This is a genomic window from Alterinioella sp. (genome assembly GCF_058343375.1).
In genome coordinates this window covers 14,525-28,423 of the sequence record NZ_JBTUJH010000114.1, presented here as the reverse complement: position 1 = coordinate 28,423, position 13,899 = coordinate 14,525, and the positions used below count along the sequence as shown (strand labels likewise).

The following is a 13,899-nucleotide window of genomic DNA, read 5'->3' as shown; positions in this document are numbered from 1 at the left end:
GCCTAAGTTGTTGGTCATGGAAGGCACAACCCTTCACCACGCCACAACACAAACACACAAACACACACTGCACATATAAAGGACTATCCCCATGAAATCCCTCACCCTCACCACCGCCCTCATTGCCGCTCTGGTCGCTCCGGTCATCGTCAATGCCGGCCCCGCCGCCGATATCTTCGCCGCCGAAGCCGTATCGAATGATGAATTCGTTCTGATGACCTCCAGCACTGGCGGCACCGTCGGCGCGGCGATTCTTCTGGCCGAAGCCCTGTCCGATGATGAACGCATCATCGCCCCCGGCATTGTCGGTGCCGAAGTGATCTCGACCCAGAGCTTTGGTGCCAATAGCGCTGCCGCCCGCATCTTTGCCGCTGAAAGCGCCTCCGACTAAACCCGCGGATTGCGCCCGGGAGCCAAACCCGGCGGGGTCGACCCTCCCCGACCCTGCCGGTTCTTCCGAAAATGCCCCCCACGCCCCAGGCGCGGGGGGTTTTTTCGTTGGAGCGTGTCGCGTTAGATCCGTTCAATCGCCAGGGCAATGCCCTGACCGCCGCCGATGCACATGGTGATCAACGCCTTTGACCCGCCAATACGCTCAAGCTCATAAAGCGCCTTGATGGTGATGATGGCACCGGTCGCCCCAACCGGATGGCCCAGCGCAATCGCACCGCCATTGGGGTTCACCTTCGCGGCGTCCAACCCCAGGCCCTTGTTCACCGCCAAGGCCTGCGCGGCAAAGGCTTCGTTCGATTCGATGATGTCGAAATCACCGATGACAAGGCCCGTGCGGGCCAGCAGGTTTTCGACCGCAGGCACCGGGCCGATGCCCATCACCTCGGGCCGCACCCCGGCATGGGCATAGCCCAGCACCCGGGCGCGGGGTTTGAGGCCAGCCGCCTCGGCCGCCTCGGCCCGGGCCAGAACAATCGCCGCAGCGCCATCATTGATACCCGAGGCATTGCCCGCGGTAACCGATCCATCCTTCTGGAACACCGTGCGCAGACCGGCGAGCTGTTCAAGACTGGTGGATTTGGGATGCTCATCGGTGTCGAAATCAACCATGTCGCGCTTGATCTTGACCTGAACCGGCGTGATCTGATCGGCAAACCGGCCCTCGGCGATGGCCGCGGCAGCGCGGGTCTGGCTTTCCATCGCAAAGCGATCCTGCGCCGCACGGCTGATATCATGTTCAGCCGCCACATTTTCCGCCGTCACCCCCATATGCCCGGTGCCAAAAGGACAGTTCAGCGCGCCCAGCATCATGTCATTGGCCCCGGCATCGCCCATCTTCTGGCCCCAGCGCGCGGCAGGCAGGATATAGGGCGAGCGGCTCATGTTTTCCGCCCCGCCGGCCAGCCCGAAATCAGCATCCCCCAGCATCAGGTTCTGCACCACCGAGACAATCGCCTGCACGCCCGAACCACAGAGCCGGTTCACATTCATCGCCGGTGTGGCATCGGGAATGCCCGCCTGCATCGCGGCGACCCGGCTCAGATACATGTCACGCGGTTCGGTATTTATCACATGCCCAAAAACCACATGGCCGATCTGGCCGCCCGCGACCCCGGCACGCTCCAGCGCCGCTTTGGTCACAACGCTTGCCAGATCAATCGGCGGAGTTCCGGCCAGCGCACCGCCAAAGGTGCCAATCGCCGTCCGCGCCCCGGACAGAATTACGATATCGGTCATTGCTTCTCCTATTCAGGCATTTGCCCCATCCGCAGATAGTGGCCAAGACCATTCCCCGAAGCGAAACCTAAAAGGATTCGCCGCGCGCTGCCATCGGCCGAAACGACGCGCGGCGTGATATTGCTGCGGCGTCAGCCAGCCGAAAACTGCATCGAGGCCACCTGTTGGAACATGCCCGTTGCACGCAGTTTCTCCAGCACCTCGGCAGGCGGCTGTTCATCGAGGTAAAGCAGCGCAATCGCCTCTTTCCCGGCCCCCGACCGGCCAAGCGTGAAATTGGCGATATTGACGCCGTTCTCGCCCATGGTCTGGCCCAATGTCCCGATGATTCCGGGGGTGTCGTCATTGGTGGTGTACAGCATGTGTTCGCCAATCTCGGCGTCGATATTGATACCCTTGATCTGGATGAACCGCGGCTTGCCGTCGGAAAACACCGTGCCCGCAATCGAGCGGTTGCGCAGCGGTGTCTTGATCTCCAGCCGGATATACCCCTCGAACGCGCCCGATTTGTCCTGCGTGGTGGTCGAGATCTCGATGCCACGTTCGCGCGCGATGACCGGTGCCGACACCATGTTCACATCCGGGTTGATCGCCTTCATGATGCCTGCGATCACACCGCAATTGAGCGCCTCAAGGTTCATTGTGCTGGCCACACCATTATAGGTGATGTGAATTTCCTCGATCGCTTCTTTCGTCAATTGCCCCACAAAACTGCCCAGATGTTCGGCCAGTTTCAGCCACGGCCCCATGATCCTGGCTTCCTCCGCCGTGACCGAGGGCATGTTCAGCGCGTTCTGCACCGCCCCCGTCAGCAGGAAATCAGCCATCTGTTCGGCCACCTGCAAGGCGACGTTTTCCTGCGCCTCGGTGGTCGCGGCACCCAGATGCGGGGTGCAGACGACATTGGGCAGGTTGAAAAGCGGGCTGTCGGTGGCGGGCTCGGTCTTGAACACATCGAACGCAGCACCTGCGACACGGCCCGATTTCAACGCCTCGGCCAGCGCATCCTCGTCAACCAGGCCCCCGCGCGCGCAATTGATGATCCGCACGCCCGGCTTCAGCTTGGCGATATTCTCACGGCACAGGATATTGGCGGTCTGCTCGGTAAAGGGCACGTGCAGGGTGATGAAATCGGCGCGCTTGAACAGCTCCTCGAGCTCCACCTTCTGCACGCCCATTTTCTCGGCCTTTTCCGCGCCCAGATAGGGGTCATAGGCGATGACTTTCATCTTCAGCCCGCGCGCCCGGTCGCAAACGATGCCACCGATATTGCCGGCCCCGATCACGCCAAGCGTCTTGCCGGTCAGCTCCACCCCCATGAATTTCGACTTCTCCCATTTACCGGCATGGGTCGAAATGCTGGCCTCGGGGATTTGCCGGGCCACGGCGAACATCAAGGCGATGGCATGTTCGGCGGTGGTGATCATGTTGCCAAAGGGCGTGTTCATCACGATCACGCCTTTCTTCGACGCCGCGACCTTATCGATATTGTCGGTGCCGATCCCGGCCCGGCAAATCACTTTCAGATTGGTGGCGGCATCGAGGATCTTTTCGGTAACCTTGGTGGCCGACCGAATGGCAAGGCCGTCATACTCGCCGATGCGCGCCAAAAGCGCGTCCTTGTCCTTGCCAAGTGACGGTTCGAAATCAACGTCTATGCCGCGGTCGCGGAAGATCTGGACTGCGGTTTCAGACAGGCTGTCGGATACGAGAACTTTGGGGGCCATCTATCTGGTCCTTTGATTTGAAGTTGAGCAGACCGGCCGCCAGGGCAGAAAATTCTTCCCGGAAGAATTTTCCACGCCGCAGAATTTTCAAGAAAATTCTGCTTCCCGGGCGACCGAAAAAATCTTCCGGCTTACGATTGCGCGCCGATCTCGGCGTTGAACGCCCATTCGATCCAGGGCAGCAGCGCCGCAATATCCTGCAGTTCCACCGTCGCGCCGCACCAGATCCTCAGGCCCGCAGGCGCATCGCGATAGGCCCCAATATCATAGGCCACGCCCTCGGTCTCAAGCCGCCTGGCCACGGCCTTGGCGAACGCAGCACCATCAGCGATCCGGTCATCGGTGAATTTCAGGCACACAGACGTATTCGACAGCGTCGCCGGATCCTGGGCCAGAAAATCAATCCAGTCATGCAGCTCGACAAAATCCGCCACCGCCTTGGTGTTGGCATTGGCGCGCGCAATCAGGGCATCCAGACCACCGATCTGGCGCGCCCAATCCAGCGCAAAAAGGTAATCCTCGACGCACAGCATCGACGGCGTGTTGATCGTCTCGCCGCGAAAGATGCCTTCATTCAGCTTGCCGCCCTTGGTCAGCCGGAAGATCTTGGGCAGCGGCCAGGCGGGAGTATAGCTTTCCAGCCGCTCGACCGCACGGGGGCTGAGCACCAGAACCCCATGCGCCGCCTCGCCGCCCATCACCTTTTGCCAGGAAAACGTCACCACATCCAACTTGTCCCAGGGCAGATCCTGGGCAAAGGCGGCGCTGGTGGCATCGCATAACGTCAACCCGGCCCGATCCGCCGGGATCACATCGCCCGAAGGCACCCGCACACCCGAGGTGGTGCCATTCCAGGTAAAGCAGACGTCATTGTCATAATTCAGCGCCGCCATATCGACGATCTCGCCATAGGGTGCCTGGTGTTCGCTGGCCTCTATCTTCAGCTGCTTGATCACATCGGTGACCCAGCCAGCGCCAAAACTTTCCCACGCAACCATCTGCACCGGGCGTTCGCCCAGCAGCGACCACATCGCCATTTCAAAGGCCCCGGTATCAGAGCCCGGCACGATGCCGATTCGATAGCTGTCGGGAATGCCCAGAATCTCGCGCGTGCCGTCGATGGCGGCTTTCAGCCTGGCCTTGCCAATAGCGGCGCGGTGGCTGCGGCCCAGCGGGGCATCGGCCAAAGCCTCCAGAGTCCAGGTGGGGGGTTTGGCGCAGGGGCCAGAGGAAAAACGCGGATTTACCGGCCGCGTTGCCGGGGTCGTCATAACCATGAATGGTATCCTTACAGATAAGCGCCCCTCGTTGGGGAGGGGTGTCCCACCTGCGGGGATAGGGCCAAGCCCGGTCTGGCACAAGTCGGAAAATGCCTGTATCCGGTCGGAAATGCCGCATCGCGGCAGGCCCCTGTCCACGATCGGAAACCCGCGCCTCATGTTCATCGCCACGCTTCTGACCGCGCCCGACCGCCGCCTTGACCCCGCGTTGGTCGGCAGCCTGCGCAATGCCTGGGGCGGCGGCGATGTCTTTTGGCTGGCCCCCGATCAGGCCGCCGAATTTGCCGTGCCAAGACTGCCCGCCAACCAATGGGATGTCTGGGACAGCTTGCAGGCGCAAGGTGTTGATCTGGTGGTTCAACCCGTTGCAAACCGCCGCAAGAAGATGCTGCTGGCCGATATGGACAGCACCATGATCGAGCAGGAATGCATCGACGAATTGGCGGAGGAAGCCGGTGTGGGGGCCTATGTGGCAGAGATCACCGCCCGCGCGATGAATGGCGAGCTGGAGTTTGAGGCCGCGCTGATCGAACGGGTGGGCCTGCTGAAAGACCTGCCCGCAGCGGTGATTGATCACGTGCTGGCCACCCGCATCACCCATATGCAAGGTGGCAAGGTGCTGCTGGCAACGATGAAGGCGCATGGGGCCTATGCGGCGCTGGTTTCAGGCGGCTTCACTGCATTCACGGCCCGCGTTGCCGCCGATCTGGGCTTTGACGAGAACCGCGCCAACATTCTTCTGCAACAGGGCGGCCACCTTACCGGCGATGTCGGTAAGCCGATCCTGGGGCGGGACGCAAAGATCACGGCCCTGCGTGACATTACGGCACGCCTTGGCATCACGCATGATGACGTGATTGCCGTGGGCGACGGGGCCAATGATCTGGGGATGCTTGGGCTGGCCGGGATGGGCGTCGCGCTGCATGCCAAACCATCGGTTCAGGCGCAATGCGATATCCGCATCAACCATGGTGATCTGACGGCGCTGCTCTATGTGCAGGGCTATGGGCAGGATGAATTCCTGGATCAGGCCGCCAGCAATTCGCCTTCATAGCGTCGCATGACCTGACGCGCCGGCAACAGGCTGCTTGCAACGCCTTCCAGTTCGGGAAACAGGGCGCGTAATTCGGCGCGGGCATCGCTGCGATCCTCGCGCAGGGCATGGCCAAGGAAATAGCTTTCGGACGGCACGCCGCCTGCCAGAATAATCTCATGATCGGCAAAGAGCAGGTGAATATAGGTCACCTCCGGCGCTTCGATCTGGCGGATCGTATCGCCGTTCACCAGATGTTTCGCGGCAACCAGCACTTCCTCTTCGCCAAAGAACAGTTCCGCCTGCCAGCCGGTGATCAGCATGCGGTGCTGGGGTGACACCGCAAGGGCCTCAGGATTGCCAATCGCACCGGGTGCGAAAACCACGGGTGCGAACCGGCCACGCGCGGGCACCATGCGGCTGCTGATCCACAAAAGCGGCTGGCATCCATTGTCGCGGGTCATCACAAGATCACCGGGTTGCAACAGCTCGATCGCGCGGGGTCCGCGATCGGTCTCGATCAGGGTGCCGGGCGTAAAACAGGGCGGCCCGAAATCGCCGACATCAATCTGCGTGCTGGTGAGCACATAGGTCGAGCTTTGAAATGTCGCGTCGGACAGCACCGTGCCATCGGTCGGCGTGAAAATCGCCGGCTGCCCATCCAGATAGAAGGTCACGCCGGTGATTGTCACCGTGCTGCCATTCATGATGACGGTGATCGTGTCATCGACCCAGACCCTGGTCACTTCAACACCGTTGGCTGTGTCCCCGACATTTGGCTGAATGAACCCGTTATCATCCGCATCGACAAAATCGAAATTCTGCACGGTCAGGTTGGTGCCAAACGCGGGCGGATTGCCGGGATCCATGACAAAGAACTGATCGGTATAGGTGGTTGGCATGGGGTGCAAAGCTCCGGCGAATAGCACGTTTCACCCCTGCCTACGGTGCAAAACGTGAATATTTGCGAAACTGGCCGGGCAAATTCTTGTTAAAATCCGGCCGGATGTGTTTGCACTATGCCGGGAAAAAGGCGCGCCCGAATGAAGCGGGCGCGCCAATACCTTGTAAATCCGGGTTCTGGCGCCCTATTCGGCGGGCATCGCTGCCGCCTCACTCGCCAGCGGATGCGGCAGCTTGTCCAGCATCTCCAGCGGGCAGATCTGCAGGAAATTTCTGCGTTCGGTATCCCAGTATTGCAGAATTTCGGCCGCCTTGCGCGATCCGGTCTCCTGCGCATGGCGTTCAACCAGCCCTTTCAACTCACCCTCCCAATGGCCGTCAGCCACCGGGCCGGTTACCAGTGTTTCAAGGTTCATGTTGATCTGCGCCTCGGCTTCGGGATCATAAAGATAGGCCATGCCGCCGGTCATGCCCGCGCCGAAATTGGCCCCGATGCTGCCCAGGATCACGGCAACACCGCCGGTCATGTATTCGCACCCGTTGGACCCGCAGCCTTCGATCACCGCGCGCGCGCCGGAATTTCGCACGCCAAAGCGTTCCCCGGCCCGCCCGGCAGCAAAGAGATAGCCATCGGTCGCACCGTAAAGCACCGTGTTGCCGATAATGGTGTTCTCATCGGCCCGCAGCGGGCTGACCTGCGCCTGACGCACCACGATGATGCCACCCGACAGGCCCTTGCCGACATAATCATTGGCGTCCCCCGAGACTTCCAGTTTCAGCCCCGGTGCCGCGAATGCCCCCAGCGCCTGACCGGCTGATCCTTCCAGTTTCACGGTCAGATGGTCGGGCTGCAGGTTGTTGCGCATCCCGAAATTCTTCACGATATGGCTGCTGGTGCGGGTGCCGATGGATCGCAGCGTGTTCTGCACCGCATAGGAAAGCTGCATCTTTTCGCCATCGCGCAGGAACCGTTCCGCATCGCGCACGATCTTGGCGTCCAGCGTATCGGGCACCTCGTTTCTTGGCTTGTTGCGGTCATAAACGATCCGGTCCGCGCCATCGACGGTGATCAGCAGCGGATTGAGATCCAGATCATCCAGATGGGCATTGCCACGGCTGACCTGACTCAACAGATCGGCGCGTCCGATCACCTCATCCAGGCTACGTGCCCCGATCGAGGCCAGCAATTCCCGCACTTCCTGGGCGTAGAAGGTGATGAGGTTCACCACCTTGTCGGCCGTGCCGGTGAATTTGTCGCGCAGCGCGTCATCCTGCGTGCAGACGCCCACCGGGCAGGTATTGCTCTGGCATTGGCGCACCATGATGCAGCCCATGGAAATCAGCGCGGCAGTGCCGATACCGTATTCCTCGGCCCCCATCATCGCGGCCATCACGATGTCGCGCCCGGTGCGCAACCCGCCATCGGTGCGCAGCGTCACACGTTCGCGCAGCTTGTTCATCGCCAGAACCTGATGCGCCTCGGTCAGGCCCATTTCCCAAGGCAGCCCGGCAAATTTGATCGAGGTCGCGGGGCTGGCTCCGGTGCCGCCATTATGCCCCGAAATCAGGATGATATCAGCCTTGGCCTTGGCCACACCGGCCGCAATCGTGCCGACGCCGGAACTTGCCACCAGCTTCACCGTAACCTTGGCATGCGGGTTGATCTGCTTGAGGTCATAAATCAGCTGCGCCAGATCCTCGATGGAATAGATGTCGTGATGTGGCGGCGGGCTGATCAGCGTCACGCCTTTGGTCGAATGGCGCAGTTTGGCGATCAGTTCGGTGACCTTCATGCCGGGCAACTGCCCGCCCTCGCCGGGCTTGGCCCCTTGGGCCACCTTGATCTCAAGCTCTTCGCAGGCCAGCAGATATTCCGCCGTCACCCCGAACCGGCCAGATGCCACCTGCTTGATCTTGGCGCTGGCATTGTCGCCATTGGGTTCCGGCGTGAAATCATCGGGGCTTTCGCCGCCTTCGCCGGAATCCGATTTGGCACCGATCCGGTTCATCGCAATCGACAGCGTCCGGTGCGCCTCGGGGCTGAGCGCGCCAAGGCTCATCCCCGGCGTCACGAACCGTTTGCGAATCGAAGTGATGCTTTCCACCTCTTCTATCGGCACCGGCTTGCCCATCGGCTTGATGTCCAGCAGGTCGCGCAGATGAATCGGCGGATTGGCCTTCATCTTGGCCGAATACTGTTTCCACATCTCATAGGACCCGGTGTTGCAGGCCATTTGCAGCATATGCATGGTCTGCGCTTCCCAGGCGTGTTTCTCGCCGGTTCTGCGCGCCTTGTAGAACCCGCCGATGGGCAGGATATCGACCGCGTCGGTCCAGCCTTTTGCATGCACCTCTTCGGCCTTGCGCTGCACGCCGTTGACGCCAATGCCACTGATCCGGCTGGTCATGCCGGGGAAAAACTCCGCCACCATGGCGCGGCTCAGCCCCACGGCCTCGAAATTCAGCCCGCCCCGATAAGAGGAAATGACCGAGATGCCCATCTTTGCCATGATCTTGAGCAGCCCCTGATCAATCGCCATCCGATAGCGCGCCATCGCGGTCGTCAGGTCGCAATCCAGCAACCCCCGGTCGCTCCGCTCGGCCAGGCTGTCCTGCGCCAGATAGGCGTTCACAGTGGTCGCGCCCGCGCCGATCAGCACGGCAAAATAATGCGGGTCGATACATTCGGCGGATTGCACATTGATCGAACAGAATGTGCGCAGCCCTTTCCGGGTCAACCAGCTATGGACAGCACTTGTCGCCAATATCATCGGCATCGCGGCCATGTTTGCATCCTGGGCCCGATCGCTCAGCACAATATGCCCGGCCCCGGACCGCACCGCATCCTCGGCCTCGTCGCGGATCCGGTCCAGCGCGATGCGCAGCACGCCCTGGGTGCCGCCGGCGGGAAATGTGCAGTCAATCGTCACCACGCTATCGCCGAAATGGTCCAGCATGGCGTCAAACTGGGCATTGGTCACAAACGGGCTTTCCAGCACCAGGATCTCGGTCTGGCTGCTGTCTTCATCCAACACGTTTTTCAGATTGCCAAAGCGGGTTTTCAGGCTCATCACCCGAAATTCGCGCAAAGAGTCAATCGGCGGGTTCGTCACCTGGCTGAAATTCTGCCGGAAGTAGTGGCTGAGCGGCCGATATTGCGACGACAAAACAGCGCTTGGCGTATCGTCCCCCATCGAGGCCAGCGCCTCCTTGCCATCTTCTGCCATCGGGGCCAGCACCGCTTCAAGCTCCTCGATGCTATAGCCCGCCGCGATCTGACGTTTGCGCAGCTCGGCACCGCCAAAACCTCCGGTTTCGGACAGGCCCTCGGTTTCCGCGCCCAGATCGGTGATCCGACCCACCCAATCGCCAAACGGGCGCGAGGCGGACAGCGCGTCCTTGATTTCGGTATCGTGGAACAACCGGCCTTCGGTCATGTCGACAGCGATCATCTGCCCCGGCCCAAGCGCGCCCTTTTCAACCACGCGGGCTTCATCGACCGGCACCATCCCGGTCTCGGATCCGGCAATCAGCAGCCCATCCCCGGTCACGACATAGCGCATCGGCCTGAGCCCGTTGCGATCAAGACCGGCACAGACCCAGCGGCCATCGGTCATCGCCAGGGCGGCGGGGCCATCCCAGGGTTCCATCACCGAATTGCAATAGGCATACATGTCCTGCCACGGTTTCGGCAGTTCGGTCGAGGATTTCGACCAGGCCTCGGGCACCAGCATCGTCTTGGCCATCGGCGCGTTTCGCCCCGCGCGCACCAGAACCTCAAACACCGCATCCAGCGCGGCAGAATCAGACGAGCCACCGGCAACGATCGGTTTGATATCTTCGGCCAGTTCTCCGAAATAGCTGTGTGCCATGCGGATTTCATGGCTTTTCATCCAGTTCAGGTTACCCTTCAGCGTATTGATCTCGCCATTATGGGCCAGCATCCGAAACGGCTGCGCCAGCCACCATTGCGGGAACGTGTTGGTCGAATAGCGCTGATGATAGATCGCAAAGGCGCTCTCGAACCGGTCATCGGTCAGGTCGGGGTAGAAATCGGCCACCTGTTCGGCCAGCATCATGCCTTTGTAAATGATCGACCGGCAGGACAGCGAGGCCAGATACAGCCCCTGAATTCCCGCCGCCATGGCCGCCTTTTCGATCCGGCGGCGGATGACATAAAGCTCGCGCTCGAACTGTTCCTCATTCACGCCCTTGGAATTGGATATCAGGATCTGCTCGATCTCGGGCCGGGTCGCGTTGGCCTTTTCGCCCAGACAGGTGATATCGACCGGCACATGGCGCCAGCCATAGATGTAGTAGCCCATCCGCAAAACTTCCGATTCCACGATTATCCGGCAGGATTCCTGCGCGCCGAAATCGCTGCGCGGCAAAAACACCTGACCCACGGCCATCAGGGCATTCATGTCCGGTTCATGCCCGGTGCGCCGGATCTGATCGTAAAAGAACATGACCGGGATCTGGACGTGAATTCCGGCCCCGTCGCCGGTCTTGCCATCGGCATCGACAGCGCCGCGATGCCAGATCGCCTTCAGCGCGGTTATCCCCGCCTCGACCACCTGGCGACGCGGCTTGCCATCCAGCGCCACCACCAGACCCACCCCGCAGGAGGCATGTTCCTCCGCCTCGGAATACAGCCCGTTTTCCGCCATCCACTTGCGCTTGGCTTGTTCGGCCACGGCCCAGTTTGCATCATAATTTGTCATTGGGCATTTCCTTCATCTGCGGCACCAGCCCAGCGGCGGCACCTATCGCAATCGCAAACCTCCAACAGGCCGGGAGACCGGCCAGCAGAAACCGTCACCGCACCGCACATGCTCCGCCCCGCCCGCGCCGTCATGACATCATGTCTCCGCAATCATAAAGCGGCTGGTCGCTCAGGAAGCCGCGTTCGCCCGGCTCGGCAAACTCCATCGGGGAATTGTCGCTCTCGAACCTTTCCCCGCCGGGCAATTCGGTCACTTCCAGCCCGCCAAAGAACATCCGCCAGCCTTCCTGCACATATTGCGTGCCTTCCACCCGGCGCGGGCCATCGCCCAGATCGTATTCATAGGAAAACTGCGTGCGGTTCAGAATGCGCCCGTCAATTTCGGCAGTTTCACCGGTCAGCCGGTCAAATCCGGTATAATCGCGCCGAATGCGAAGCCCGGTGCCGTCTTCGTAGATCGTGCTGAACACCATCGAATCGCTGCCGGTCTCGAACAGCTCGGTGATCGAGGCCGGGTCTTCCTCGGGCTCGATCAGTGTCGTCTGCGCCCCGCCGCGCAGGTCATAAGATAACAGCCAGCGAAATTCGGAATCGGTAAAGGACAATGCGAAAGGCCCGTCGCCATCCATCGACAGGCGCCAATGCGTGCCTTCGGGGTCGCCCTCGCAGGTCCACATATGCGACACCACGCAACTGCGCGATTGCACCGTCAGAAAGGCCGAACATCCGGGCGGTGGCGTTATGATGCCGGCCCCTTGCGCCAGGGCAGCCACCGGCGCGACACTCGCGCCGAATGCCAGTGCCAACGCAGCAAAAAGCGGCGGGTATCCATTGTTCATGTCAGCCTCCTTGACCCTTAACTTGCCCTAACAACACCGCCGCACCGGCGTCTGTACAATTTGTATGCACAGCCTGTGCACGGGGTGTGTATGCGGTGTGACAGCCCCGAAATGCGGCTCTTCACCCCCGTTTTAACCCTTATTCCGCCGCCACGGTCGCGCCTGCCGTCAGCTGCGCCAATATCGCCTCTGCGGCCTCGCGCCCGTCGCGAATCGCCCAGACCACCAGGCTGGCACCGCGCGCAATATCACCCACCGCATAGACGCCCGGCAAATTGGTTTCATGGGTCTCGAAACTGGTGGTGACGGTGCCCCAACGGGTCACGTCCAGTTCGGGCGTGTCCCATAAGACGGGCAGGTCCTCAGGCTCGAACCCCAACGCCATGACCACCAGATCGGCACTTTCCACATAATCGGCCCCGTCGATGATTTCGGGGCTTTGACGCCCGGTCGCATCGGGTTGACCCAGTCGCATCCGTTGCACCATCACGCCGGAAACAGGGTCGCCCGCAAAGCCCTTGGGCGCGGTCAGCCAGACAAATTCCACGCCTTCTTCTTCGGCATTCTGAACCTCGCGCTGGCTGCCCGGCATATTGGCCCGGTCGCGGCGATACAGGCATTTGACAGAGGTCGCGCCCTGCCGGATGGCGGTGCGCACGCAATCCATCGCAGTGTCACCACCGCCGATCACCACCACGCGTTTGCCTTCGGCATTCAACGCACCGCTGTCAAATTCGGGCACATCATCGCCAAAGCCGTGCCGGTTCGAGGCGGTCAGGTAATCAATCGCCTTCACGATCCCGGCGGCCCCCGAACCGGGGGTTTTCAATTCGCGGGTCTTGTAGACGCCGGTGGCGATGACCACAAAATCATGTGCCGCACGGATCTGCGCAAAGGTGATATCCGCACCCACATTGCAGTTCAGCCTGAAGGTAACGCCGCCCGCTTCCAGTTGATCATTGCGGCGCAGAACGATGTCTTTCTCCAGCTTGAAGCCGGGAATGCCATAAGTCAGCAAGCCGCCCGCGCGGTCATGGCGATCATAGATCGTGACCTGCACACCCTGGCGGCGCAGCACATCGGCCGCCGCCAACCCACCGGGGCCCGCGCCGATGATGCCAACGCTCTCACTGCGTTCAATCGCCGGTGCGATGGGTTTGACCCAGCCTTCTTCCCAGGCGGTATCGGTGATGTATTTTTCGACCGATCCGATGGTGACGGTGCCGTGGCCGGATTGTTCGATCACGCAATTGCCTTCGCACAGGCGATCCTGGGGGCAGATACGGCCGCAAATCTCGGGGAAGGTATTGGTGGCCTGGCTCAGCTCATAGGCTTCGCGCAAGCGGCCCTCGGCGGTCAGGCGCAGCCAATCGGGGATATTATTGTGCAGCGGGCAATGCGATTGGCAATAGGGCACGCCGCATTGGCTGCAACGGCTGGCCTGTTCGGCGGCCTTTGCGGCGGCGTATTCGCCATAGATCTCCTTGAAATCCAGGCGCCGCGTGTCGGCGGCACGTTTTTCCGGCATGGCCTTGCCGACCGTGACAAATTTCAGCATCTTCTGTTCAGCCATGGCGCGCCCCCCAGGTTTTCGGCATAAGATCACCAGACCGCCCATATACCGCCCTCTATTTTGCATGAAAAGACAGTAATGCTGACCTTTAATCGGAAAACATCCCGGATTATCCGCGCCCAGCCGCCG

Annotated in this window: 10 protein-coding genes; 2 read left to right on the top strand and 8 right to left on the bottom strand. The window is 61.1% G+C overall.

Annotation, left to right across the window (positions count from 1 at the left end; all coding sequences use genetic code 11):
* Positions 1-91 precede the first annotated feature (91 nt).
* Positions 92-391 (top strand): hypothetical protein, encoded by a 300-nt coding sequence (locus tag ACW8PS_RS15145; protein ID WP_491528335.1) that lies wholly within the window; start codon positions 92-94, stop codon positions 389-391.
* A gap of 122 nt (positions 392-513) precedes the next feature.
* Here ACW8PS_RS15145 and ACW8PS_RS15140 read toward each other — a convergent pair whose 3' ends face one another.
* From ACW8PS_RS15140 to ACW8PS_RS15130, 3 genes are all read right to left on the bottom strand, one after another.
* Positions 514-1,689 carry an acetyl-CoA C-acyltransferase family protein gene (locus tag ACW8PS_RS15140; protein WP_491528334.1) on the bottom strand — a complete coding sequence of 392 codons (1,176 nt, stop codon included), beginning with the start codon at positions 1,687-1,689 and terminating at the stop codon, positions 514-516.
* A gap of 131 nt (positions 1,690-1,820) precedes the next feature.
* Positions 1,821-3,416, bottom strand: coding sequence for a phosphoglycerate dehydrogenase (gene serA, locus ACW8PS_RS15135; protein ID WP_491528333.1), 1,596 nt, complete (start codon positions 3,414-3,416; stop codon positions 1,821-1,823).
* 131 nt (positions 3,417-3,547) lie between these two features.
* A complete protein-coding gene (locus ACW8PS_RS15130) occupies positions 3,548-4,693 on the bottom strand; it encodes a phosphoserine transaminase (RefSeq protein ID WP_491528332.1) in 1,146 nt (381 codons plus the stop codon).
* A gap of 160 nt (positions 4,694-4,853) precedes the next feature.
* Between ACW8PS_RS15130 and serB the strand changes: the two genes are divergently transcribed.
* Entirely contained in the window at positions 4,854-5,750 is an 897-nt protein-coding gene (gene serB, locus ACW8PS_RS15125) for a phosphoserine phosphatase SerB (protein ID WP_491528331.1), read from the top strand.
* Here the strand turns inward: serB and ACW8PS_RS15120 are convergent.
* The 5 genes from ACW8PS_RS15120 to ACW8PS_RS15100 all read right to left on the bottom strand — a co-directional run bounded on the left by ACW8PS_RS15120 (position 5,723) and on the right by ACW8PS_RS15100 (position 13,770).
* Positions 5,723-6,631, bottom strand: a complete 909-nt coding sequence (locus ACW8PS_RS15120) for a Hint domain-containing protein (protein WP_491528330.1) — start codon at positions 6,629-6,631, stop codon at positions 5,723-5,725. The two genes, serB and ACW8PS_RS15120, sit on opposite strands and share 28 nt — an antisense overlap.
* A 186-nt stretch (positions 6,632-6,817) precedes the next feature.
* Entirely contained in the window at positions 6,818-11,356 is a 4,539-nt protein-coding gene (gene gltB, locus ACW8PS_RS15115; RefSeq protein ID WP_491528329.1) for a glutamate synthase large subunit, read from the bottom strand.
* Positions 11,353-11,466 carry a hypothetical protein gene (locus ACW8PS_RS15110; RefSeq protein ID WP_491528337.1) on the bottom strand — a complete coding sequence of 38 codons (114 nt, stop codon included), beginning with the start codon at positions 11,464-11,466 and terminating at the stop codon, positions 11,353-11,355. Before ACW8PS_RS15110 ends, gltB begins: the two co-directional genes overlap by 4 nt.
* A 20-nt stretch (positions 11,467-11,486) precedes the next feature.
* On the bottom strand, positions 11,487-12,197 hold the full coding sequence (locus tag ACW8PS_RS15105; protein ID WP_491528328.1) for a hypothetical protein: 711 nt from the start codon (positions 12,195-12,197) through the stop codon (positions 11,487-11,489).
* A gap of 139 nt (positions 12,198-12,336) precedes the next feature.
* On the bottom strand, positions 12,337-13,770 hold the full coding sequence (locus ACW8PS_RS15100; RefSeq protein WP_491528327.1) for an NAD(P)-dependent oxidoreductase: 1,434 nt from the start codon (positions 13,768-13,770) through the stop codon (positions 12,337-12,339).
* Positions 13,771-13,899 lie beyond the last annotated feature (129 nt).